The organism is Pseudomonas pichavaramensis (assembly GCF_050473265.1).
Taxonomy (GTDB): domain Bacteria; phylum Pseudomonadota; class Gammaproteobacteria; order Pseudomonadales; family Pseudomonadaceae; genus Aquipseudomonas.
On record NZ_JBJKFJ010000005.1, the window covers coordinates 162259 to 185518 of the forward strand.

Consider the following 23260-nt stretch of genomic DNA (forward strand, 5'->3'; position numbering starts at 1 on the left):
CATGACCAGCCGCCTGCTCTACGTGATGGACCCGATGTGCTCCTGGTGTTGGGGCTTTGCGCCCGTGGTCGAGGCGCTTGCCGAGCAGGCGGCTGCAGCAGGCGTTTCGCTGCAGGTGGTAGTGGGGGGGCTGCGGCGCGACCAAGTTGCGGTGGATGCCGTGGCGCGGGTGCGTTATCTGGGTTACTGGCAGGCAGTCAATGCCAGTACCGGCCAGTTGTTCGACTTCGAGCGTGGCCTGCCGGAAGGCATGGTGTACGACACCGAGCCGGCCTGTCGCGCCCTGGTGACCGCGCGTAGCCTGGATGCGGACAGCGCCTGGACACTGCTCAAGTTGATCCAGCAGGCCTTCTACACCGAAGGCGCCGATGTCACCCAGGCCGGCGTGCTGGTGCAACTGGCGGAGCAGGCGGGCATCCCGCGCATCGAGTTCGCCGAAGCCTTCGACAGCCAGGCGATGCACGATGCCACTGCCGCCGACTTTACCTGGGTGCAGGATCTCGGCATCGCCGGCTTTCCCACGTTGCTGGCCGAGCGTGACGGCCAACTGGCGTTGCTAACCAACGGCTATCAGCCGCTGGAAGCACTTTCCCCACTACTGGGCCGCTGGCTGGAGCGCGCCGCTCATGCCTGATCGGTTGAGCTGGGCGCAGATTCGGCGCCTGGCCCTGAGTCACAAGAAAGCCCTGATTCTCGCCAACCTGGTCGCCGTGCTGGCGACCCTGTGCAGCGTACCGATTCCGCTTTTGTTGCCGCTGTTGGTCGATGAAGTGCTGCTGCACGATGGCGACGCCGCGCTGAAGGTGATGGATCGCTTCCTGCCTGCTGGTTGGGAAACGGCAGCCGGCTACATCGGCCTGATGCTGCTGCTGACCCTGTTGCTGCGCAGCTCTGCGCTGATCTTCAACGTGTTGCAGGCGCGCCTGTTCGCCAGGCTGTCGAAGGACATCGTCTATCGCATCCGTATGCGTCTGATCGAGCGCCTCAAATGCATTTCCCTTGGCGAATACGAGAGCCTTGGCAGCGGCACGGTGACCACTCACCTGGTCACCGACCTGGATACCCTGGACAAGTTCGTCGGCGAGACCTTGAGCCGCTTTCTGGTGGCGATGCTGACCCTGGTCGGCACCTCGGCCATCCTCATCTGGATGCACTGGCAGCTGGCGCTGTTGATCCTGCTGTTCAACCCGTTGGTGATCTATGCCACGGTCTTGCTGGGCAAGCGCGTCAAGCACCTGAAGAAGCTGGAGAACGACAGCACTTCACGCTTCACCCAGGCCTTGACCGAAACGCTGGAGGCGATTCAGGAAGTGCGCGCTGGCAACCGCCAGGGTTTCTTTCTCGGTCGCCTCGGTGGCCGCGCCCGTGAGGTACGCGACTATGCCGTGGCGTCGCAGTGGAAGAGCGATGCCTCCAACCGCGCCAGTGGCCTGCTGTTCCAGTTCGGCATCGACGTGTTCCGCGCGGCGGCGATGCTCACCGTGCTGTTCTCCGACCTGTCCATCGGCCAGATGCTCGCCGTGTTCAGCTACCTTTGGTTCATGATCGGCCCGGTGGAGCAACTGCTCAGCCTGCAGTACGCCTTTTATGCCGCCGGCGCTGCGCTGACCCGCATCAACGAGCTGCTGGCACGTGAGGACGAACCGCAATATGCCGGCAAGGTCGATCCGTTCAAGGGGCGCGACACCGTTGGCATCGAGGTGCAGGGGCTGACTTTTGCCTATGGCGACGAACCGGTATTGGACCGTCTCGATCTGTCCATCGGCCCCGGCGAGAAAGTGGCCATCGTCGGCGCGTCGGGCGGTGGCAAGAGCACCCTGGTGCAACTGCTGCTCGGTCTGTACACGCCGCAGGCCGGCAGCATTCGCTTTGGCGGCAGCAGCCTGGAGGAAGTCGGCCTGGATTGTGTGCGCGACAACGTCGCTGTGGTGCTGCAGCATCCGGCGTTGTTCAACGATACGGTGCGCGCCAACCTGACCATGGGCCGCGAACGCAGCGATGAAGCCTGCTGGCAGGCGCTGCGTATCGCCCAGCTGTACGACACCATCGCGCTGCTGCCGCAGGGCCTCGACAGCGTGGTCGGGCGCAGCGGTGTGCGTCTGTCCGGTGGCCAGCGCCAACGCCTGGCGATCGCCCGCATGGTGCTGGCCGAACCCAAGGTGGTGATTCTCGACGAAGCCACGTCGGCGCTGGATGCTGCGACCGAATATGCCTTGCACGAAGCCCTGGCGCAGTTCCTCGACGGCCGCACCACGCTGATCATTGCCCACCGCCTGAGCGCGGTGAAGCAGGCCGACCGCGTGCTGGTGTTCGATGGCGGCAGCATCGCCGAGGATGGCGACCACCAGCAGCTGATCGCCGAGGGCGGGCTGTACGCCAAGCTGTACGGACACCTGCAGCAGGGGTGAGCTGGTAGGGCTGTGCGCAGTGCTGCAGTCGGGATTTCGCGGCTGAAGCGAAATGCCGCCCAGCCGCTCCTGTAGGTGGGCGATGTTGACTGGCCGCTGCCATTGAGGTCCCGGATTTCATCCGGGCTACAACGCGGCGCTGATCACCTGGCTCGGATGCAATCCTGGGCGCTGTGCAGGCGGATACCCGCGGGCCCTGACCTGTCGCGGCTAAAGCCCCTCCCACATGAGGTGTCCGGCTGCTCTGTTTTGTTCAGTCGCATCGTAGGAGCGGCTTCAGCCGCGATGCTCTTTTGCGCACCCAATCCCCCGCAGATTGCATCCGACTACAGAGCTACGGTGTGTGACCGTGGGAGGCGCTTTAGCGGCGACGCCTTGCCTTAGTTGCTGCTCATCAAGGCCTTGCCCAGTTCCTCGAACAGCGTCTGCACCGAGCGCAAGGCGCGGCAGTCGGGGCGGGTCAGCAGCCAGAGTTCGGTGTCGCAGCCGGCCAGGGGTTCGCTGAGCGCTCGCAGGTCGGGCTGGCTGCGCAGGACGAAGTCGGGCAGGGCAGCGACGCCGAGCCCGGCACGGGTCAGCTGAGACACGGCGTACATGCTGCTGCAGCGGTAGCTGGGCATGACCCCCGGCATTTCGCGCAGGCGCCAGAGCACGGTGGCGTGGTCCGGCATCGACTCGTCCGGGGCAATCCAGCTCTGCCGCGCCAGGTCGCTGCGGTCCTGCCCGTCGTCACGGGCACAGACCACGTAGGACACCTTCGCCAGCCGCCGGCCAACCAGGTGCTCCGGTGGCTGGTTGGTCAATCGGAGTGCCAGGTCGGCATCGCGCCTGCTCAGGTTGGCGAAGTCGTTGGAGGTCACCAGCTCCAGCGACAGCGCCGGGTAGCTGGGCATGAAACGCGCCAGCGCAGGCAACAACAGACTGCTCAGCACCGCATCGGTGCAGGTCAGGCGCACCGTGCCGCTGACCACCTGCTTGCCCAGTTCCAGGGCCACGCGTGCGGCGTCCAGTGCCTGTTCGGCGTGCTCGGCCTGCTCAGCCAGGGCCCGCGCGGTCTCGCTGGGCTCGTAGCCGCGCCGGCTTTTCTCGAACAGCGCCACGCCCAGCGCCGCCTCCAGACGCCGTACGGCGCGGAACACGGTGGAGACATCCACCTGCAGCAGTTCGGCGGCACGGGCCAGGGAGCGGCCACGTACCAGGGCGAGTACCAGGGAAAGGTCGGCGTGGTCGATCTGATATTGCATCGCTGCAATTCCTGCTTGTCAGTTTGCCAATTATTATTGCGTAAGCGCCCTCTTATAGTGGCAGGTAAACCGCGAACAGGTCGTTGAAAAATGTAGCCGAGGCAGCCAGTGCAAGGCAAAGACAGGCGAAAAAGCGGAGTTTGCAGCTGTAAATGAGCATTTTTAGCCTGTTTTTAACGTAGCAATGGCAACGCAGGTAGTTTTTCAGCGGCCTGCAGGCAAGAGGGGGAGAGGAGCATGTATAGCAAGTGTCGAGTCAGGGTCGCCCTGGTGGGTGAATTCAATGCGGCGATCACCGCGCACCGGGCCATTCCCGAGGCGCTTAGGCTGGCTGCCGAAGCCCTGGGCGTGGCGGTCGAACACGACTGGCTGGGTACCGACAGCATCGTCGATGACGCGACTCTGATGGCCTATGACGGTATCTGGTGCGTACCGGGCAGCCCCTATGCCAGTGCCGATGGGGCATTGCGTGCTATCCGCTTCGCCCGTGAGCAGGGCGTACCGTTCCTCGGCACCTGCGGTGGCTTCCAGCATGCGCTGCTCGAATATGCGCGCAACCGCCTGGGCTGGGCGGATGCCGAACACGCCGAGCTGTCGCCGCAGGCGCAAACGCCGTTGATCGCGCCGCTGGCCTGTGCCCTGCAGGATGTCAGCGAGCGCGTGCACCTGGTTTCGGGGTCGCGTATTGCCGAACTGTACGGTGTGCGCGAAATCAGCGAGCAGTACCTGTGCCGTTATGGCCTGGTCGATGCCTTCGTCGAGCCGCTGATGGCGCAGGCGCTGAAGGCCTCCGGGCTTGACGAGGCCGGTGCGGTGCGCGCCATTGAGCTGGAGGACCATCCGTTCTTCATCGCCACCCTGTTCCAGCCCGAGCGTGCTGCGCTGCAAGGTCGTCTGCCGCCGCTGGTGGCCGGGCTGGTCGGGGCCTGTGCGGTGCAATCGGTGCATGAGGCCCATCTGGAGCAGGCTTCGTGATCGCGGCCACGCCGCAGCCGCCCTATTACGTGGTGATGTTCACCTCGCTGCGCACGGACGTCGACGCCGGCTACGCCGAGGCGGCGCAGCGCATGCTCGAGCTGGCCGCCCGGCAGCCTGGTTTTCTCGGCGTGGAGTCGGCGCGCAGCGACGGGTTGGGGATCACCCTGTCGTACTGGCAGAGCGAGGAGGCCATTCGCGCCTGGCGCGAGCATGCCGAACACACGCAGGTCCGCGAGCAGGGACGCAGCACCTGGTACTCGGCCTTCGTCACGCGCGTGGCCAAGGTGGAGCGTGCCTACGCTTTTGCGCGCCCGGACTGACGCCCAGCGGCAAGCCCACTCGCCACGCTGTAAAGAAAATCTTACGCTTTACAGGGCTGTGGATGCTCCGCCCGCCAGACTTTCAGGGCTGTAAGGAATAATTGCCATTGCTGCACTCGGCCACCGCGGCGAGATGCCGCAAGCCATCTTGAGAGCGGCTCTGCGCTCGGTTGTCATGAGGTTGTCCGCAACGCATTCGTGCGCTTGCCATAACAATGACAATCAGGAGGCAGAATGAACGCCGTGGCCAAGATCGAGCAGCACAACCCCATCGGGACCGACGGTTTCGAGTTCGTTGAATTCACCGCACCGAGCGCCGAAGGCATCGAGCAACTGCGTCAGTTGTTCACGGCCATGGGCTTTACCGAAACCGCCAAGCATCGTTCGAAGGAAGTCTGGCTGTTCCAGCAGAACGACATCAACATCGTCCTCAATGGCAGCCCTACAGGCCATGTATGTGCCTTCGGCGAGAAACACGGGCCGAGTGCCTGCGCCATGGCGTTCCGCGTGAAGAATGCGGCCCAGGCGGCTGCCTACGTCGAGCAGCAGGGCGCCACGCTGGTCGGCAGTCACGCCAACTTCGGCGAACTGAAAATCCCCTGTGTCGAGGGCATCGGCGGCTCCTTGCTGTACCTCGTGGATCGCTATGGCGACAAGAACATCTACGACGTCGACTTCGAGTACATCGAAGGCCGTAGCCCCAACGACAACGCCGTTGGCCTGCAGTGCATCGACCACCTGACCCACAACGTGCGTCGCGGCCAGATGGACGTATGGTCCGGTTTCTACGAGCGCATCGCCGGTTTTCGCGAGATTCGCTACTTTGACATCGAGGGCAAGCTCACCGGCTTGTTCTCCCGTGCCATGACCGCGCCCTGCGGCAAGATCCGTATCCCGATCAACGAGTCGGCCGACGACAAGTCGCAGATCGAGGAATTCATCCGCGAATACCATGGCGAGGGTATCCAGCACATCGCCCTGAGCACCGACGACATCTACGCCACCGTGCGCCAGCTGCGCGCCAATGGCGTGGACTTCATGACCACCCCGGACACCTATTACGAGAAGGTCGACAGCCGCGTCGCCGGTCATGGCGAGCCACTGGGCCAGTTGCGCGAGCTGAACCTGCTGATCGATGGAGCGCCAGGGGACGACGGCATCCTGCTGCAGATCTTCACCAACACGGTGATCGGCCCGATCTTCTTCGAGATCATCCAGCGCAAGGGCAACCAGGGCTTTGGCGAGGGCAACTTCAAGGCGCTGTTCGAATCCATTGAAGAGGACCAGCTGCGTCGCGGTGTGATCTCTGAGGAGTGATGCCATGAGCCGCCAATGGATCAGCTTTCCCCTGCGTGAGGGCGATTGTTCGCGGCAGGCGCATTGCGACCTGCCGCAGGACACCTACGAGCGCGAGATGGGCCGCGAGGGGTTCTTCGGCCCCACCGCGCACCTGCATCACAAGCATGCGCCGACGGGTTGGATCGACTGGGAAGGCCCGCTGCGCCCGCATGCGTTCAACTTCAACGACATCCCCAGCGAGCGCGACTGCCCGCTGGCGGCGCCGCTGACCCTGCACAACGCCGACGTCAAGTTGCGCGTCTGGCGTACCCACGGCGCCATGCGCCACCTGGTGCGCAACGCCGATGGCGACGAGTTGCTGTTCGTCCACGAGGGCAGCGGACATTTCTATTGTGACTTCGGCCACCTGGAGTACCGCGACGGTGACTATTTGCTGATCCCGCGCGGTACCGCCTGGCGCATCGAGGCCAGCGAGCCGAGCTACTTCCTGCTGATCGAGAACACCGACGGCGCCTACCAGCTGCCGGACAAGGGCCTGCTCGGTCCACAGGCGATCTTCGACCCGGCTGTGCTGGAGCATCCGCATATCGACGATGCCTTCAAGGCGCAGCAGGACGAGAACACCTGGCAGATCCGCATCAAGCGGCGCGACCAGATCAGCACCGTGACCTATCCCTACAACCCGCTGGATGTGGTCGGCTGGCATGGCGACAACACCGTGGTGCGTCTGAACTGGCGCGACATACGCCCGCTGGTCAGCCATCGCTACCACCTGCCGCCGTCGGTGCACACCACCTTCGTGGCCAATGGTTTCGTGATCTGCACTTTCACGCCACGGCCGGTGGAGTCCGATGCGGGCGCGCTCAAGGTGCCGTTCTTCCACAACAACGATGACTATGACGAGGTGTTGTTCTACCACCGTGGCAACTTCTTCAGCCGCGACAACATCGAGCAGGGCATGGTCACCCTGCACCCGTGCGGCTTCCCCCACGGCCCGCACCCCAAGGCGCTGAAGAAAAGCCAGGTCGATCCGGCGACCTTCATCGACGAGGTGGCCGTGATGATCGACACCCGTCGTGCGTTGGAGGTGGCCGAGGCCGCCAGCGCGGTGGATGTGCCCGAGTACGTCAACTCCTGGCGCGCGCCGGGGCTGAAGTAGGGTGCGCCGAGCGCACCGAGGAATGATTGCAATGGTGCGCATGGCGCACCCTACGAGGTTTGAGCAATGAAACTCGCATCACTGAATCAGGGTCGCGACGGGGTTCTTGTCGTGGTCTCCCGTGACCTCAGTCGCGCTGTGCGCGTGCCGCAGGTCGCCGCCACCCTGCAGGCCGCACTGGACGACTGGAACGCGCTGCGGCCCAGGCTGGAGGCGGTCTATCAGCGTCTCAACGACGGTATGGAGGAGGGCGCCTTCGCCTTCGACCAGGCGGCCTGTCACAGCCCGCTGCCGCGTGCCTACCACTGGGCCGATGGCAGTGCCTACGTCAATCACGTGGAGCTGGTACGCAAGGCCCGTGGCGCCGAGATGCCGGAAAGCTTCTGGCATGACCCGCTGATGTACCAGGGCGGTGCCGATGCCTTCATCCCGCCGCACAGCCCGATTCGCCTGGCCGACGCAGCCTGGGGCATCGATCTGGAGGCCGAACTGGCGGTGGTCACCGACGACGTGCCGATGGGCGCCACGCCGGCCGAAGCGGCGGGCCACATCCGCCTGCTGATGCTGGTCAACGACGTGTCGCTGCGCAACCTGATCCCCGGCGAACTGGCCAAGGGCTTCGGTTTCTACCAGAGCAAGCCGTCGTCGAGCTTCTCGCCGGTGGCCGTGACCCCGGACGAACTGGGCGACAGCTGGAGGGATGGCAAGGTGCATCGGCCGCTGGTGTCGCACATCAACGGCGCGCTGTTCGGCCAGCCGAACGCCGGCGTGGACATGACCTTCAACTTCCCGACCCTGGTCGCCCATGCCGCCAAGACCCGGCCATTGGGCGCCGGCAGCATCATCGGTTCGGGCACCGTGTCCAATTACGACCGCAGTGCTGGCTCGAGCTGCCTGGCGGAGAAACGCATGTTGGAGATCGTCGAGCAGGGCGAGGCGAAAACGCCTTTCCTGGCCTTCGGTGATCGGGTGCGTATCGAGATGTTCGATGCAGCCGGCCAGAGCATCTTCGGTGCCATCGATCAGGTGGTGGAGCGTTATGACGCCCGCTGATCTATCGGCGCGACTATAGGAGCGGCTTTAGCCGCGATGCTCGGTTGAATCGCGACTAAAGCCGCTCCTACGCAGGTTGCGTTTCGAAAGGAATCCGCAATGTTGAAACTCTACGGTTATTGGCGCTCCAGCGCCGCCTACCGCGTGCGCATCGCCCTCAACCTCAAAGGTCTGGCCTGCGAACAGTTGCCGGTTCATCTGGTTCGCGACGGAGGGGAGCAGCACAGCGCCGACTACCGCGCGCTGAACCCGCAGGGCCTGTTGCCGCTGCTGGTCGACGAACAGAATGGCGGCGTGCGCATTGCCCAGTCGCTGGCGATCATCGAATACCTGGAGGAAATCTTCCCGGTGCCGGCACTGTTGCCCGCCGACCCGGCCGAGCGTGCCCAGGTCAGGGCACTGGCCCTGCATATCGCCTGTGACGTACACCCGCTGAACAACCTGCGCGTGCTGCAGTACCTGAGCAATGAGCTGGGCGCCTCCGATGCCGCGAAGACCGCCTGGTACCAGCATTGGGTCGCACTCGGCCTGGCGGCGGTGGAGGAGGGCCTGGCTGTGTTTGACGGACGCTTGTCACTCGGCGAACGGCCCGGATATCTGGAGGCCTGTCTGATCCCGCAGCTGTATAATGCGCGGCGTTTTAACTGTGACCTTGCCGCGTACCCACGCATTGTCGCCTTGGCGGCGCGTTGCGAACCTCTGGAGGCCTTCCGACTGGCCGCGCCGGAGGTGCAGCCCGACGCCCAGTGACACCTCCGGCTTTCATCCAAGCCTTGCATTCCGCCGCGCCACAAGCGCGGCGGGTCCGATCCCGTCACAGATAAAAACAAGCAGGTGACGCATGACTCGTGAAAAACCGAAGAATCTCTGGCTCTCGCGCTGGGGCTTCATCCTCGCTGCAACCGGCTCGGCCGTCGGTCTGGGCAATATCTGGAAATTCCCCTACATCACCGGCGAGTATGGCGGCGGCGCCTTCGTGCTGATGTACCTGGCTTGCATCCTGGCCATCGGCATTCCGGTGATGATGACCGAGATCGCCATCGGCCGCCGTGGCCGTGGCAGTCCCATCGACGCCATCGGTCGTGTAGTGCGCGAGAACAACGGCAACCCGCTGTGGAGGGCCGTCGGCGGCATGGCCATGCTCTCCGGTTTCATGATCCTGTGTTTCTACGTGGTCGTCGCCGGCTGGGCGTTTGCCTACACCTGGAAGATGCTCGATGGCTCGTTGGCCGCTACCAGCGTCGAGGCGCTCGGTGGTGTGTTCGAGGCGCATAACGCCAACCCCTGGCAGTTGGGTGGATGGAGCGTGCTGGTGGCGCTGCTGACCCTGTGGATCGTGGCCAAGGGCGTGCAGCAGGGTATCGAGAATGCCGTGCGCTGGATGATGCCGGGCCTGGCCCTGATGCTTGTCGTGCTGGTCGGCTACGCCCTGACCAGCGGCAGCTTCAGCGCCGGTTTCGGCTTCCTCTTCCATTTCGATGCCTCGAAGATCACCGGCGAAGCGCTGCTGGCGGCGCTGGGCCACGCCTTCTTTACCCTGAGCCTGGCCTCCGGGGCGATCCTCACCTACGGCTCCTACATCCCCGATGGTCAGTCCATTGCCCGGACCACCTTCATGGTCGCCATCTGCGATACCTGCGTAGCGCTGCTGGCCGGCCTGGCAATCTTCCCGATCATCTTCGCCAACGGCTTGAGCCCAAGTGCGGGGCCGGGTCTGATCTTCATGAGCCTGCCGCTGGCATTCCAGCAGATGCCGTTCGGCACGGCCTTCGGCGTGCTGTTCTTCGCCATGGTGTCGATCGCTGCGCTGACTTCGGCGATCTCGATGATCGAGGCCACCGTGGCCTATCTGAACGAGAAGCATGGTGTCAGCCGCCTGAGCGCCGCGGTGGTTGCTGGCACGGTGCTGCTGCTGATCAGTCTTCTGGCCATGCTCTCGTTCAACCTGCTGTCGGGTTGGACGCCCTTGGGCAAGAACTTCTTCGACTGGCTGGACTACCTGACGTCGCGCTGGATGATGCCGTTGGGTGGGATTTTTATGGTGATTCTTGCGGGCTATGCGCTGCGCGGTGAAATCATGCGCGACGAACTCGGCCTGCCGCCTGCCGGCTATGCGCTGTGGCTGTTCATGGTGCGTTATGTCAGCCCCGTGCTGATCATGGTGGTGTTCCTGCATGCGCTGGGATGGTTGATGTTCGACCCCATTGCCCAGTGGTACTGGATCGCCGGTGCCATTGGCGCCTTGGCCGTGGCGGGTGAGCTGTTGCGTCCCCGTGTGATGCCGGCGCTTGCCGGGCGCTGAGCACGGGCCGGCTTCGAGCAAGGCGCAGTTTCGGCAGAAACTGCGCCTTTTTTCTTGGAGCGTTGCGGGCAGGAAATCCACTAGGCGGGAAGTCGCCAGTTATTCGGCGCCAGTAAGCGGATATTTGCCGAAGTTGGCCGCTGAGCAATATTGCACTAGACATAATCAGGAACCTTGCTTGGCGAATTGCCAGTACTCAAGCGGCGCGCCATCCCTGCCGATAGTCTGTACTCGGTATGGCACAGCAGTTGCGTAGTCAGCCGATCAGGTCGCGCCCACGAGGTGTGGCTGCAATAAGAAGAACTGGAGCTATCCCCCCTATGTTCAAGCCTGCCGCGCGTCTATTCGCCAACCTTAGCGTTGGCAAGAAACTTCTCATCGGATTCGGCCTCGTGCTGTTGCTAACGGCAGCCATGACCGGCAGTGGTTATTTCGCCGTCCAGGCCGTGCTCAACGGGCATGCCGAGGTCGGCCAACTGGCGCAGGTGAACCAGGAAATTCTTCAGGCGCGTCGTCTGGAGCGTAATTTCGCCATCGAGCAAACCCCGGAGAACGCCGAGCGCGTGCGTGAAAGCCTGCGCAAGGTTCAGGGCATGCTGGAACAGCTCGTCCAGGAAAATCTGGAGAACACCCGCGTGCAAACCATGCAGCAGGCCGCCGCCGAGTACCTCAAGCAGTTCGACAATTACGTCGAGCAGCAAGGCAAGGCGCGCGAGGCGCGGCAGGATATGCGTAGCGCAGCAGCCGAGGCACGCGACCAGTTCGAAGTGATTGAACTGGACATGTATGACGCGGTGCGTGAACTGCGCCTGCAGGGCGACCGCCTGCGTGGCAGCGATCCGTTGACCCTGGCGGAAACTGCCTCCGGCCTGAGCAAGCGCATGCTCGATCTGCGTGGCCAGGAAAGCCTCTACATCATCGACGGTTCTCCCGATGCGTTGAAGGAGTGGGAGTACGTCAGCGAAGATCTGCAGACCGTCGCGAGCAGCCTCAGCGTCTGGCTCAACGACGATCAGAAGGCTGCCATCGACACCGCCTTGCAGGCGCTGACCCTGTATCAGCGCTCCTTTCTCTACTACCAACAGTTGCGCGAGCAGAATCAGGCAACCGAGAAGGCCATGATCGAGCGGGCGCGTTCGGTGGTCGATCTGGCTAAGTCTGCTCAGGCCAGCGCCGAGCAGAGCATGCTCGGCGGCAGCCAGCGCGCCCTGTTGGTGCTGGCCGTCATGGGCGCTGCCGCCATCGTGCTGGGGCTTTGTGCCTCCCTGTTGATCACCCGTTTGATCGTCGTGCCGCTGCGCCAGACTGTCAGCTTCGCGCAGCGTATTGCGGCTGGTGATCTCAGCCAGGACATCCCGCAGGACCGCCGCGACGAGGTGGGCCAGTTGCTTGCGGCGATGCAGAACATGACCGTCAGCCTGCGCAATCTGGTGGGACGCATCGGTGGTGGCGTCGGCCAGATTGCCGCAGCGGCCGAGCAACTGTCGGCGATTACCGCGCAGACCAGTGCCGGTGTGCAGACCCAGAAGCTCGAGACCGAGCAGACCGCCACCGCCATGCATCAGATGGCCGCCACCGTGCAGGAAGTGGCGCAGAATGCGGAGCAAGCTTCACTGGCGGCGCGCGACGCCGACCTGGAGGCGCAGCAGGGCAACCGCGTGGTGCAACAGGCCGTCGATCAGATCGACAGCCTGGCCGGCGAGGTGGAGCAGTCTGCCGAGGCCATCGAGGCCTTGAACAAGGAAAGTGCGCGCATCGGCAGTGTGCTGGAGGTGATCCGCAACGTCGCCGAGCAGACCAACCTGCTGGCGCTCAATGCGGCCATCGAGGCGGCGCGCGCCGGTGAGCAGGGCCGCGGTTTCGCGGTAGTCGCCGACGAAGTACGGGCGCTGGCCAAACGTGCGCAGGACAGCACCGAGGAAATCGAAAGCTTGATCGCCAGTTTGCAGCGTATGGCCAAGGACGCCGTGCAGCAGATGGACAGCAGTCGCGAGCTGACCCGGCGCACCGTGGAGTTGGCTGGCGAGGCGGGCGATGCGCTGGGCCGAATCACCCAGGCGGTCAGCACCATCGAGCAGATGAACCAGCAGATCGCCGCGGCTGCCGAGGAACAGAGCGCGGTGGCCGAGGCGATCAACGAGAGCGTGACTCGCGTGCGTGATATTGGCGAGCAGAGCGCCACCGCCACCGAGCAGACGGCCTCGTCCAGCGCCGAGCTGGCGCGTCTGGGTGTGGAGCTGCAGGGGCTGGTCGGGCAGTTCCGCACTTGATCCTCAACCCAGGTGGAAGCCGCCATCGATAGGGATGACGGCTCCGGTCATATAAGCCCCGGCGCTGCCGGCCAGGCTCAGCGCCAGGGCTGCCATTTCCTCCTCGCGGCCCCAGCGTTTCATCGGGATCACGGTCGTGTCGGCGGCCAGCGCAGCTTCGTTCTCGGCGATAAAGCGGGTCATCTTGCTGGGGAAGCGCCCTGGGGCGATCACGTTGACGTTGATGTGGTCGCTCACCAGCTCCCTGGCCAGCATGCGCGACAGTTGATGCAGTGCAGCCTTGCTCGGCCCGTAGGCATAGGCCTGCTCGCCCATGGCACTGAGGCCGGCCACCGAACCGATATTGATCACGCGTGCCGGACAATCCGCGGAACCCGCTTCACGCAGCAGCGGCAGCAACTGCTGGATGCAGCTGAATACCGAGGTGACGTTGAGCTGCATGACCTTTTCCCAGCCTTTGGCCGGATAACTTTCCAGCGGCGCACCCCAGGTGGTACCGGCGTTGTTGACCAGAATATCCAGGCGCTGGATGCGCTCGCCCAGCTCACGGGCCAGTGCCTGTACGCCTTCCTCGCTGGCCAGGTTGGCAGCGATGCCGGTGCATTGGCCGAGCGCTGACAGCTCGGCGGCGGTCTGCGCGCAGGCTTCGCCGTCACGGGCGCAGACATAAACATGGGCGCCAGCCTCGACGAAGGCTTTGGCGATCATCAGGCCGATGCCACGGGTGCCGCCGGTGACCAGCGCGGTGCGCCCGGCCAGGGAAAAATAGGGATGCATGCAGGACCTCGCAGGATAGTGAGGCCCTTACCCTAGGGGGTGATGCGGCGGAAAGCAGGCATCATTGCCAAGCGAAATGCCGCTTCATGCGTTTGCGCTGTCGTGTCTGAAGCTTCTCCCGCGGGATCAGCGTTCTGTGGTGCGGGCTTCAGCCGTGGGATGCCAACTGCACATCCAGCACGCAGATCTGCCCCGGCGCGGGGTAGTGCCAGTGCACATCCAGATCCCAGAAACGCGCGCCGTAGCGGCGCTCCGGGCCTGGCTGCTGGTAGGCCGGGCGCGGGTCCTGGGCCAGGCACTGTTCGATCAGCGCCACCAGTGGCTCGTTCAGGCGCAGGCCATGGGCCTGCGCCTGTTGCAGGGCAGCGTCCTGCCAGCTAACCGGAATCAGCGCCGGCGGCGCATCGGCCATGGCGTTGTGCGCGTCGGTGACACTGTCGGCGTAGGGCACGTAGGGTTTGATATCCAGCACCGGGGTGCCGTCGAGCAGATCGATGCCGGACAGATATAGACGACCCGCTTCCACCTTCTCCAGGCGCACCACCGACTGACCGATGCCGTTGGGCCGGTGCGTGGCGCGGGTGCTGAACACACCGACCGACTGATTGCCGCCCAGGCGCGGCGGGCGCACCTTCAGCCGTGGCTTGTCTTCCAGCGCCTGATGAAACAGGAACAGCAGCCAGACATGGCTGACCTGCTCCAGCCCCTGCACCGCCTCGCCCTGATCGAACGGCGGCAGCAACTCCAACACGCCGCGCGCGGCGGGTGCCAGGTGCGGCTGGCGGGGGATTGCGAATTTTTCCTTGAAACACGAGCGGACGATACCGACCGGCGAAACCTGATGCTGCATGGTGGCCTACTTAGCGGCGGTTGACCGGTGCGTCGTACGCTTCCCGGCAGCCGGCATCGCGGAACGGCCCGGTGAAGCGCAGCCAGCCTTCACCGGGACTGGTCTGGGCGCAAGTCAGGTGGCCATCGGCCTTGCTTTGCCAGAGGAAGAAGGGTGCGGGCGCGGCGAAGCTGGGCAGGCTCAGGGCGAGCAGGGCAGTCAGAAGCAGGGGGCGCATGGTGACAATCTCCAGAGCTTGAGAAGCGAACCCTAACATGGGTTTCTCAGAAGCGTTCCTTTTCACCCAGATAACGCCACTCGCCAACCGGCAGCTTGGCCATCGGCACGCCGCCGACGCGGATGCGCTTCATCTCGCGGATCTGCAGGCCGAGGGCGGCGCAGAGCTGGCGCAGCAGGTCAGGCGCCGGGTTCTTCAGGGCGAAGCGCAGGCGCTGCTCGCTCTGCCAGCTGGCCTTGCACGGCGGGTATTGGGTGCCCTTGTGCAACAGGCCCTTCTTCAGGCGTTCCAGGCCGTTGGGCGCCATCTCGCCGGTGACGTCCACCAGGTATTCCTGCTCCAGCTTGCTGCCGTCCTCGCGCAGCTTGCGCTGGGCGCGCCAGTCCTGGCTGAGGATGACCAGGCCGCTGGCGCCTTTCTGCAACGGCAGGCTCTGCTCCTGGCGCAGGAAGTGACCGTGCAGGATGCGCTGGGCGTGCGGGTCGTCCTGCCAGTGATTGTCGCGCGTCGGCAGGCGTAGCAGGGCTTCGCCGTAGCTGCCGGCCGGAGCATTCAGCAGCAGGCTGACCGGCTCCACCGCATCGAGGCTGGCGCCGGGCAGCAGCTCCACGCGTTGCCCTTCGGCAACCTTGAACTGCGGCGCCTCGACCACCTCACCGTCGACGCTGACCCAGCCGCCGGTGATATACAGATCGGCCTCGCGGCGGGAGCAGGCGAACAGTTCGATGACGCGTTTGGACAGGCGGATGGGGTCGCTCATGACAGGGCTCGGGCAGAAAGAAAAACAGTTCAGGCCGTGATTACGGGCTCCGCGCACGAAGCGCGGCTCTGCAGGCAACTGCGGGGCAAGGTCTCGCGAGCTAGAGCCAGGCTAGGCGAAGTTGCCCGAAGGCGCGCAGCTTAATGTTGTAAGTGAGCACGCTGAGGGCGACTTCAACAACGCCTGGCCGACGCGCCGCGCAGCAGACCGTTGATTAAATCAGACCAGCTCGCCCCACATATCGTACTCATCGGCATCGACGATACGCACGCGCACCTTGTCGCCCGGCTTGACGTTGGTGGAGTCGATGAACACGCTGCCGTCGATCTCCGGGGCGTCGGCCCAGGAGCGGGCCACGGCACCTTCGCCGTCCACTTCGTCGACCAGCACGTCCATCTCCAGGCCGATCTTGGCCTGCAGGCGCGCGCTGCTGATGGCCTGCTGGTGCGCCATGAAGCGCTCCCAACGGTCCTGCTTGACGTCGTCCGGTACCAGTTCCAGGCCCAGATCGTTGGCCGGCGCGCCTTCCACCGGCGAGTACTGGAAGCAGCCGACGCGGTCGAGCTGGGCTTCAGTCAGCCAGTCGAGCAGGTACTGGAAGTCTTCCTCGGTCTCGCCCGGGAAGCCGACGATGAAGGTGGAGCGGATGGTCAGCTCGGGGCAGATTTCGCGCCACTTCTTGATGCGCGCCAGGGTCTTGTCTTCGAAGGCCGGGCGTTTCATCGACTTCAGCACTTTCGGGCTGGCGTGCTGGAAGGGGATGTCCAGGTACGGCAGCAGCTTGCCGGCGGCCATCAGCGGGATCACGTCATCGACGTTCGGGTACGGGTAGACGTAGTGCAGGCGCACCCATACGCCCATCGCCGACAGCGCTTCGCACAGCTCCAGCATGCGCGTCTTGACCGGCTGGCCGTTCCAGAAGTCGAGCTTGTACTTGAGGTCGACGCCGTAGGCGCTGGTGTCCTGGCTGATCACCAGCAGCTCCTTGACGCCGGCCTTGACCAGGCGCTCGGCCTCGCTCAGCACGTCGCCCACCGGGCGGCTGACCAGCTTGCCGCGCATCGACGGGATGATGCAGAAGCTGCAGCTGTGGTTGCAGCCCTCGGAAATCTTCAGGTAGGCGTAGTGGCGCGGGGTCAGCTTGATGCCCTGCGGCGGCACCAGGTCGATCAGCGGGTTGTGCTCGGTCTTCGGCGGCACCACTTCGTGCACCGCGTTGACCACCTGCTCGTACTGCTGCGGGCCGGTCACGGCGAGCACGCTCGGGTGCACGTCACGAATGCTGTTCTCGGCCACGCCCATGCAGCCGGTCACGATGACCTTGCCGTTCTCCGAGATCGCCTCGCCGATGGCGTCCAGCGACTCGGCCTTGGCGCTGTCGATAAAGCCGCAGGTGTTGACCACTACCACGTCGGCATCCTGGTAGGTCGGCACGATCTCGTAACCTTCCATGCGCAGCTGGGTCAGGATGCGTTCGGAGTCGACCGTTGCCTTCGGGCAACCAAGGCTGACGAAACCGACTTTGGGGGTGGCGGTGGACATGCGGGCTAACCTCTAACGGGCACCTTGTGGGCGCCTCTGATCAAAAAGTGCGCAATTCTAGCGGCGCTTTGGGCGCTTTACCAGTAGCAAAACGGCCGGCAGCGCCGGGCGGCGTTGATGCGTGCTCAAGTGTCAGGCCGCTTGCGTGAGCAGCGCACATTTTTTCGTGGTGTGCGCGTCAGGTAGCGCGGCTGAAGCCGCTCCTGTGCAGGCTATATAGATAGCTATTGTAGGAGCGGCTTCAGCCGCGATCGCTCGTCGCCTGCGCCGCCGGTGTGATCTGCGGCGCAAGAGGCAAGGTTGCCGATAACGCCTGTTTACCGCAGGATTGCCGCACCATGGTCGAAAGGTGTGGCTTGCAGCGCAGCTGCGTCGTCGATATCTCCTGACAATCCAAGATGTGCGCCGGTCCGCTTGAGGGCTCGGGTTATTTCGATGCTGGTGGCAGGTTTCAGCGTGCCGCCGGCCAATTTGCTGATGAGGGATACAAGTTGATCATCCATCCTAAAGTTCGCGGTTTCATCTGCACCACCACTCACCCGGTTGGTTGCGAGCGCAACGTGCTCGAGCAGATCGAAGCCACCCGCGCACAGGGCGTGCGTGAAGATGGTCCGAAAAAAGTGCTGGTGATCGGCGCCTCCAGCGGCTACGGCCTGGCCGCCCGCATCACCGCGGCGTTTGGCTTCAAGGCCGACACCCTGGGTGTGTTCTTCGAGAAGCCGGGCACCGAAACCAAGCCGGGCACCGCCGGCTGGTACAACGCTGCAGCCTTCGACAAGTTCGCCAAGGCCGATGGCCTGTACAGCAAGTCGATCAATGGCGATGCCTTCTCCGACGAAGCTCGGGCCAAGGTCATCGAGCTGATCAAGAACGAAATGGGTGGCAAGGTCGACCTGGTCATCTACTCCCTGGCCTCGCCGGTGCGCAAGCTGCCGCAGACCGGTGAAGTGGTGCGTTCGGCGCTCAAGCCGATCGGCCAGCCGTACAAGTCGACCGCCATCGACACCAACAAGGACGTGATCATCGAAGCGTCCATCGAGCCGGCCAGCGAGCAGGAAATCGCCGACACCGTCACCGTCATGGGCGGTCAGGACTGGGAACTGTGGATCAACGCTCTGCAGCAGGCTGATGTGCTGGCCGAAGGCGCGCAGACTCAGGCCTTCAGCTACATCGGTACCGAAATCACCTGGCCGATCTACTGGCACGGTGCGCTGGGCAAGGCCAAACAGGACCTGGACGAAACCGCCACTCGCCTCAACCAGCGTCTGCAGGGTATCAACGGCGGCGCCAACGTTGCCGTGCTGAAGTCGGTGGTCACCCAGGCCAGCTCGGCCATTCCGGTGATGCCGCTGTACCTGTCCATGGTCTTCAAGATCATGAAGGAACAAGGCCTGCACGAAGGCACCATCGAGCAGCTCAACCGCATGTTCCGTGACCGCCTGTACCGCACCGATGGCCAGCCGGCCGAAGTCGACAGCGAAGGCCGTCTGCGTCTGGATGACTGGGAACTGCGTGACGAAGTGCAGGACGCCTGCAAGGCGCTGTGGCCGCAGGTCACTACTGAGAACCTGTTCGACCTGACCGACTACGCCGGTTACAAGCGCGAGTTTCTCAAGCTGTTCGGCTTCGAGCGTGATGATATCGACTATGACGCCGACGTTTCCGCCTTCGTCGAGTTCGACTGCGTCGAGCTGTAAGTAGCACGCAGCCGCCACGGTTTTCGCCGTGGCGGCTGCGTTTCAGCTTCTGGCGGTTGCCGCTGCGCATTCCTTCCCTTCGCGCATCCCGCTCTGGCAACGCCGTTTCCCTGTGTGACTCAAGCCATTCGCCTGTTGCTGGCGTGGTTGCCCCGTGCGCCTTAGCGGCGGCCAGGCAGCATGCGCAGCAGGGTGTTGTCGTGGCTGATGTAATGGTGCGACAGGGCCGCTGCGGCGTGCAGGCCGATCAACCAGTAGCCGGCGACGCCGGCCAGTTCATGCCATTCCTTGATCTGTCCGGCCAGTGCCTTGTCCGGGCTGGTCAGTGCAGGCAGCTCAAGGCCGAAGAACGGAATGGGTTTGCCCGCGGCGCTGAGAATCAGCCAGCCGGCGAGTGGTGCGCCGATCATCAGCGCATAAAGCGCTACATGCATCAGCTTTGCCGGCAGCGACTGCCAGGTCGGTAACGGCGGCTCGATTGCCGGAGTGGGGCTCAGCAGGCGTGCCAACAGGCGCAGCCAGACTAGGGCGAAAACAGCCAGACCAAGCATGAAGTGCCAGTGCTTGAGCAGTTCTCGGGTGTCGCTGCCCTTGGCGAAGTTGCCCTTGAGCTCGATGCAGGCGTACACCGCAACGAGCAGCAGGGCCATCAGCCAGTGCAGGGCAATGGAAAGGGGTAAGTAGCGTTGGGTCTGGATGCGCGTCATCCGCTTGTCCTCATCGGTTAACCTGCTTCCATTGCAGGCGTAGTCGAGGATAGACCGGCCAGCTTAAGAAAGTCTGAAGGGGATAAAGCGCGCAAACGAAAAAGGCCACTCGATTGAGTGGCCTTTTTCTGAAGGTGGTTGCGGGAGCAGGATTTGAACCTACGACCTTCGGGTTATGAGCCCGACGAGCTACCAGACTGCTCCATCCCGCGCCGGCAATTCTACGCTTGCGCAAAGCGTTGTCAATCGATTTCTTGCTTTTAATCGAAAAAATTAATTTTCGCCAAAGCAAAAAGGCCACTCGATTGAGTGGCCTTTTCGTGAAGCTGGTTGCGGGAGCAGGATTTGAACCTACGACCTTCGGGTTATGAGCCCGACGAGCTACCAGACTGCTCCATCCCGCGTCTGTGGGGCGGCATTCTACAGCCAGATACTTGGGTGTCAACCGCTATTTGTAAGAAAAGTGTTTTCAACTCAGATGCTTAGCGTTAAACAGCTGTTAGACTTCAGGGCTTCAGGCCAGACCGTGCGAGGCTTTCGAGGGTGTTGTGCGCAAGATAATCCACATTGACTGCGACTGCTTCTACGCCGCTGTCGAGATGCGCGACGACCCGAGTCTGGCCAGTCGCCCATTGGCTGTGGGCGGTTCGGCGGATCGGCGCGGCGTGATCGCCACCTGCAATTACGAAGCGCGCGCCTATGGCGTGCGCTCGGCGATGTCGTCACGGCATGCATTGAAGCTGTGCCCGGACCTGTTGATCGTCAAGCCGCGCTTCGAGGTCTACCGCAGCGTGTCGCGGGAAATCCACGGCATCTTTCGCCAGTTCACCGACCTGATCGAGCCGTTGTCGCTGGACGAGGCCTACCTAGATGTCAGCGAGTCGCCGCATTTTTCCGGCAGTGCCACGCGTATCGCTCAGGAAATCCGCCGCCGCGTGGCGCAGGAGCTGCACATCACCGTGTCGGCGGGTGTAGCGCCGAACAAGTTCCTGGCCAAGATCGCCAGCGACTGGCGCAAGCCTAACGGGCTGTTCGTCATCACCCCGGATCAGGTGGACGATTTTGTCGCCGAGTTGCCCGTAAGCAAGCTGCATGGTGTCGGCAAGGTTACGGCGGACAAGTTGGCGCGCCTGGGCATACGTACCTGCCTGGATTTGCGTGACTGGAACAAGCTGGCGCTGGTACGCGAGTTCGGCAGTTTCGGTGAGCGCTTGTGGGGGCTGGCGCATGGTATCGACGAGCGTGCTGTGAAGGTGGATAGCCGGCGGCAGTCATTGAGCGTCGAGCACACCTTCGATCAGGACCTGCCGGACCTGGACAGCTGTCTGGACAAGCTGCCAGCGCTGATCGAGGAAATGAACGGACGCCTGCAGCGCCTGGACGCCAGCTATCGACCGGACAAGCCCTTCGTCAAGGTCAAGTTCCATGACTTTACCCAGACCACTCTGGAGCAGGCAGGGGCCAGCCGGGATCTGGAAAGCTATCGGCAATTGCTGAGCAACGCTTTCGCGCGTGGCGACAAGCCGGTGCGGCTGCTTGGAGTCGGCGTCAGGTTGCATGACTTGCGTGGGCGGCAGGAGCAACTGGAGCTGTTTGCGACATAGGACGTCAGGCTGCAAGTCAGCGAAACCTGTAGGGGCTCGTCCTGTCGGTGTGTAGCCCGGATGACATCCGGTTTTTTCTTGAGCCTGGGCCCGGATTGCATCCGGGCTACGGATGGTGAGTGCAATTAATGTGGGAGGTGCTTTAGCGGCGAGTTGTTATCGCGGCTGAAGCCGCTCCTACAGGAGCAGTGCGTGTCCTGTAGGGCGAGCGCCGCGTTACTCGGCCCAGAGGCGGATCGGTTTGCCGCTGGCTGGCCAGAGTTGCAGCTGGCCGATGGCGTTGAAGTCCCAGCGTTTGATCTGGCTCAGCGCGGTGAGGAAGCGTTGCTCCTGCTCCATCAGTGCAGGCGCGCACATCTTGCGGGTGCTGCCTGGGGCTTCGAAGGTCAGCGCGTCGTCATTCAGCGCATAGCCAGCGAACCAGTGGTTGCAGCCGGCATTGCCATGGGCGCGGCCGTCGGCGGCAAAGGTGATGGTCAGGTGGCTGCGGTCGATCAGTGGGCGTTCGCCAATCCACTCCACCCGATAGCTGCGTTCGGTTTCCAGTTGCGGTGCATTGCTGGTGCAACCAGCCAGTGCGGCGGCAAGCAGGGTAAGGGACAGGGCGCGATACATGACTCAGGCCTCCTGGCAGGTGCGGCAGAGATGACGGCCAGCGTCGTTGCGCCAGCCCAGTTCGGCAATGCGTGCTTCGGCCGCAGGAGCCTGAGCCGCCTTGCCCAGCGCCGCATCGACGGCGAATTCGAAGTCCAGCTGCTTGCCGCAGCCGTCGCAGTTGACTTGCCAGTTATGGATGGCCAGCTCCTTGAACTGCGGGCCTTTGCATACGGCCAGCCATTGGCCAGGTGGATTGATCAGGTGACGGACCTTCTCCACCTGCAGGCGCATGTGCAGGTCGCGGCTGCCCTTGAGGGTGACCAGCAGTACATCGTTGGCCTGGATCGAGCCACCGTTACCGGTGACCTGATAGCGGCCCGGAGCCAGTGCGCGGCATTCGGTGAGAGTGTGTTGCGGGTTGAGCAGGGTGTAACGGAAATCGTGTTCGGCCATGGGTCCTCCGGATCAGCCGGCATGCTATCACGCGCCGGCCCTGACCTCATTGCTCGGGGTGCCTGCGACCCAGGCGGCAATGTTGTCCAGTGTAGTGCGGGCAATGGCGCCGAGCGCCTCGCGGGTAAGAAAGGCCTGGTGAGCAGTGATGATGACGTTGGGAAAGGTCAGCAATCGGGCCAGGGTATCGTCCTGTAGCGGTCGGTCGGAGTGATCCTCGAAGAACAGCTCGGATTCCTCTTCGTAGACGTCCAGGCCCAGATAGCCGAGCTGGCCGCTTTTCAGGGCATCGATCAGCGCCGGAGCATCGACCAGTGCGCCGCGACCGGTATTGATCAGCATCACGCCGTGTTTCATCTGCGCCAGGCGAGCGGCGTCGATCAAATGGTAGCTGGCCTCGGTCAGCGGGCAGTGCAGGCTGAGGATGTCACTGTCGCTGATCAGTTCATCGAGTTCAGCCCGGCGAGCGCCGAGTGTGTCGAGCCCGCTGATGGGGAATGGGTCGTAGATCAGCACCTGGCAGCCGAAACCATGCATGATGCGGGCGAATGTCTGGCCGATCTTGCCGCCGCCGATCACGCCAACGGTCTTGCCATGCAGGTCGAAGCCGGTCAGACCGTGCAGGGAAAAGTCGCCGTCACGGGTGCGGTTGAAGGCGCGGTGGATGCGTCTGTTCAGGGCCAGCACCAGTGCTGCGGCATGTTCCGCCACAGCGTGTGGCGAATAGGCCGGTACCCGCACGACCGGCAACCCCAGACGCTGTGCGGCATGCAGGTCGACATGGTTGTAGCCGGCCGAGCGCAGGGCGATCAGGCGCGTGCCGGCAGCGGCCAGGCCTTCCAGCACCGGCGCCGACAAATCGTCATTGATGAAGGCGCAGACCACTTCACTGCCAGCGGCCAGGGCGAGGCTGTCGGGTGTCAGGCGGGCTTCGTGAAAGTGCAGTTGCCAGTCGGACGGACAACTGGCTGCCAGAAAGGACTCGCGGTCGTAGGGTTTGCTGCTGAACAGGCAGATTCGCAT

The 23260-nt window shown here is 63.6% G+C and carries 23 protein-coding genes, 2 tRNA genes and 1 pseudogene; 13 read left to right on the forward strand and 13 right to left on the reverse strand.

Translation table 11 applies throughout. The features are described 5' to 3' along the window. Window position 1: 1 nt before the first annotated feature. Together ACJRW5_RS10290 and ACJRW5_RS10295 are read left to right on the forward strand one after the other, a co-directional pair. Window positions 2-634, forward strand: a complete 633-nt coding sequence (locus tag ACJRW5_RS10290; protein ID WP_484570418.1) for a DsbA family protein — start codon at window positions 2-4, stop codon at window positions 632-634. Further along, window positions 627-2408 carry an ABC transporter ATP-binding protein gene (locus ACJRW5_RS10295; protein WP_484570419.1) on the forward strand — a complete coding sequence of 594 codons (1782 nt, stop codon included), beginning with the start codon at window positions 627-629 and terminating at the stop codon, window positions 2406-2408. The genes ACJRW5_RS10290 and ACJRW5_RS10295 overlap by 8 nt, the downstream gene beginning before the upstream one ends. A gap of 380 nt (window positions 2409-2788) precedes the next feature. Here the strand turns inward: ACJRW5_RS10295 and ACJRW5_RS10300 are convergent, their stop codons facing one another. Further along, window positions 2789-3652: a LysR family transcriptional regulator gene (locus ACJRW5_RS10300; protein ID WP_484570420.1), complete on the reverse strand. Its 864-nt coding sequence runs from the start codon at window positions 3650-3652 to the stop codon at window positions 2789-2791. Between the two features lie 237 nt (window positions 3653-3889). On the opposite strand from ACJRW5_RS10300, the gene ACJRW5_RS10305 reads away from it, so the two are divergent. The 9 genes and pseudogenes from ACJRW5_RS10305 to ACJRW5_RS10345 all read left to right on the forward strand — a co-directional run bounded on the left by ACJRW5_RS10305 (window position 3890) and on the right by ACJRW5_RS10345 (window position 13033). Continuing rightward, a complete protein-coding gene (locus tag ACJRW5_RS10305) occupies window positions 3890-4627 on the forward strand; it encodes a CTP synthase C-terminal region-related (seleno)protein (RefSeq protein WP_484570421.1) in 738 nt (245 codons plus the stop codon). Beyond that, window positions 4624-4950, forward strand: a complete 327-nt coding sequence (locus tag ACJRW5_RS10310) for an antibiotic biosynthesis monooxygenase family protein (protein ID WP_484570422.1) — start codon at window positions 4624-4626, stop codon at window positions 4948-4950. The genes ACJRW5_RS10305 and ACJRW5_RS10310 overlap by 4 nt, the downstream gene beginning before the upstream one ends. 234 nt (window positions 4951-5184) lie before the next feature. Beyond that, window positions 5185-6267: a 4-hydroxyphenylpyruvate dioxygenase gene (gene hppD / locus ACJRW5_RS10315; RefSeq protein WP_484570423.1), complete on the forward strand. Its 1083-nt coding sequence runs from the start codon at window positions 5185-5187 to the stop codon at window positions 6265-6267. Window positions 6268-6271: 4 nt separating this feature from the next. Next, entirely contained in the window at window positions 6272-7408 is a 1137-nt protein-coding gene (locus ACJRW5_RS10320; RefSeq protein ID WP_484570424.1) for a homogentisate 1,2-dioxygenase, read from the forward strand. 66 nt (window positions 7409-7474) lie between these two features. Continuing rightward, complete coding sequence (locus ACJRW5_RS10325; RefSeq protein ID WP_484570425.1) at window positions 7475-8461, forward strand: fumarylacetoacetate hydrolase family protein; 987 nt, start codon at window positions 7475-7477, stop codon at window positions 8459-8461. Window positions 8462-8560: 99 nt separating this feature from the next. Continuing rightward, window positions 8561-9211, forward strand: coding sequence for a maleylacetoacetate isomerase (gene maiA, locus ACJRW5_RS10330; RefSeq protein ID WP_484570426.1), 651 nt, complete (start codon window positions 8561-8563; stop codon window positions 9209-9211). Window positions 9212-9302: 91 nt separating this feature from the next. Next, on the forward strand, window positions 9303-10763 hold the full coding sequence (locus ACJRW5_RS10335; protein ID WP_484570427.1) for a sodium-dependent transporter: 1461 nt from the start codon (window positions 9303-9305) through the stop codon (window positions 10761-10763). 1226 nt (window positions 10764-11989) lie between these two features. Next, a pseudogene (locus tag ACJRW5_RS10340) lies at window positions 11990-12175 on the forward strand (HAMP domain-containing protein); the annotation flags it as partial. After that, entirely contained in the window at window positions 12170-13033 is an 864-nt protein-coding gene (locus ACJRW5_RS10345; protein WP_484570584.1) for a methyl-accepting chemotaxis protein, read from the forward strand. The pseudogene ACJRW5_RS10340 and the gene ACJRW5_RS10345, both read left to right, overlap by 6 nt. A 3-nt stretch (window positions 13034-13036) precedes the next feature. Here the strand turns inward: ACJRW5_RS10345 and ACJRW5_RS10350 are convergent, their stop codons facing one another. The 6 genes from ACJRW5_RS10350 to ACJRW5_RS10375 all read right to left on the reverse strand — a co-directional run bounded on the left by ACJRW5_RS10350 (window position 13037) and on the right by ACJRW5_RS10375 (window position 17682). Further along, window positions 13037-13810 carry an SDR family oxidoreductase gene (locus ACJRW5_RS10350; RefSeq protein WP_484570428.1) on the reverse strand — a complete coding sequence of 258 codons (774 nt, stop codon included), beginning with the start codon at window positions 13808-13810 and terminating at the stop codon, window positions 13037-13039. 148 nt (window positions 13811-13958) lie between these two features. Beyond that, a complete protein-coding gene (gene tsaA / locus ACJRW5_RS10355) occupies window positions 13959-14660 on the reverse strand; it encodes a tRNA (N6-threonylcarbamoyladenosine(37)-N6)-methyltransferase TrmO (RefSeq protein WP_484570429.1) in 702 nt (233 codons plus the stop codon). A 10-nt stretch (window positions 14661-14670) separates the two neighbouring features. Beyond that, window positions 14671-14877: a hypothetical protein gene (locus ACJRW5_RS10360; protein WP_484570430.1), complete on the reverse strand. Its 207-nt coding sequence runs from the start codon at window positions 14875-14877 to the stop codon at window positions 14671-14673. A 46-nt stretch (window positions 14878-14923) separates the two neighbouring features. Further along, entirely contained in the window at window positions 14924-15637 is a 714-nt protein-coding gene (locus ACJRW5_RS10365; protein WP_484570431.1) for an rRNA pseudouridine synthase, read from the reverse strand. Window positions 15638-15856: 219 nt separating this feature from the next. Next, window positions 15857-17179, reverse strand: coding sequence for a 30S ribosomal protein S12 methylthiotransferase RimO (gene rimO / locus ACJRW5_RS10370; RefSeq protein WP_484570432.1), 1323 nt, complete (start codon window positions 17177-17179; stop codon window positions 15857-15859). Window positions 17180-17496: 317 nt separating this feature from the next. Next, window positions 17497-17682 carry a hypothetical protein gene (locus tag ACJRW5_RS10375; protein WP_279532676.1) on the reverse strand — a complete coding sequence of 62 codons (186 nt, stop codon included), beginning with the start codon at window positions 17680-17682 and terminating at the stop codon, window positions 17497-17499. On the opposite strand from ACJRW5_RS10375, the gene fabV reads away from it, so the two are divergent. Further along, window positions 17671-18876 (forward strand): enoyl-ACP reductase FabV, encoded by a 1206-nt coding sequence (gene fabV, locus ACJRW5_RS10380; RefSeq protein WP_484570433.1) that lies wholly within the window; start codon window positions 17671-17673, stop codon window positions 18874-18876. The two genes, ACJRW5_RS10375 and fabV, sit on opposite strands and share 12 nt — an antisense overlap. 161 nt (window positions 18877-19037) lie before the next feature. On the opposite strand, the gene ACJRW5_RS10385 is transcribed toward fabV, so the two are convergent. From ACJRW5_RS10385 to ACJRW5_RS10395, 3 genes are all read right to left on the reverse strand, one after another. After that, complete coding sequence (locus tag ACJRW5_RS10385) at window positions 19038-19583, reverse strand: cytochrome b (protein ID WP_484570434.1); 546 nt, start codon at window positions 19581-19583, stop codon at window positions 19038-19040. Window positions 19584-19718: 135 nt separating this feature from the next. Continuing rightward, a tRNA-Met gene (locus ACJRW5_RS10390) sits at window positions 19719-19795 on the reverse strand. Between the two features lie 115 nt (window positions 19796-19910). Next, window positions 19911-19987 (reverse strand) — tRNA-Met (locus ACJRW5_RS10395). 144 nt (window positions 19988-20131) lie between these two features. Here ACJRW5_RS10395 and dinB point away from each other — a divergent pair. Next, window positions 20132-21187, forward strand: coding sequence for a DNA polymerase IV (dinB, locus tag ACJRW5_RS10400; protein WP_484570435.1), 1056 nt, complete (start codon window positions 20132-20134; stop codon window positions 21185-21187). Between the two features lie 216 nt (window positions 21188-21403). Here the strand turns inward: dinB and ACJRW5_RS10405 are convergent, their stop codons facing one another. Genes ACJRW5_RS10405 through ACJRW5_RS10415 form a run of 3 tightly spaced genes read right to left on the reverse strand, consistent with a single transcriptional unit; the run spans window position 21404 to window position 23260 of the window. After that, on the reverse strand, window positions 21404-21802 hold the full coding sequence (locus tag ACJRW5_RS10405; RefSeq protein ID WP_484570436.1) for an META domain-containing protein: 399 nt from the start codon (window positions 21800-21802) through the stop codon (window positions 21404-21406). A gap of 3 nt (window positions 21803-21805) precedes the next feature. Beyond that, window positions 21806-22237, reverse strand: a complete 432-nt coding sequence (locus ACJRW5_RS10410) for a hypothetical protein (protein ID WP_047590002.1) — start codon at window positions 22235-22237, stop codon at window positions 21806-21808. Between the two features lie 27 nt (window positions 22238-22264). Beyond that, a complete protein-coding gene (locus ACJRW5_RS10415) occupies window positions 22265-23260 on the reverse strand; it encodes a 2-hydroxyacid dehydrogenase (protein WP_484570437.1) in 996 nt (331 codons plus the stop codon).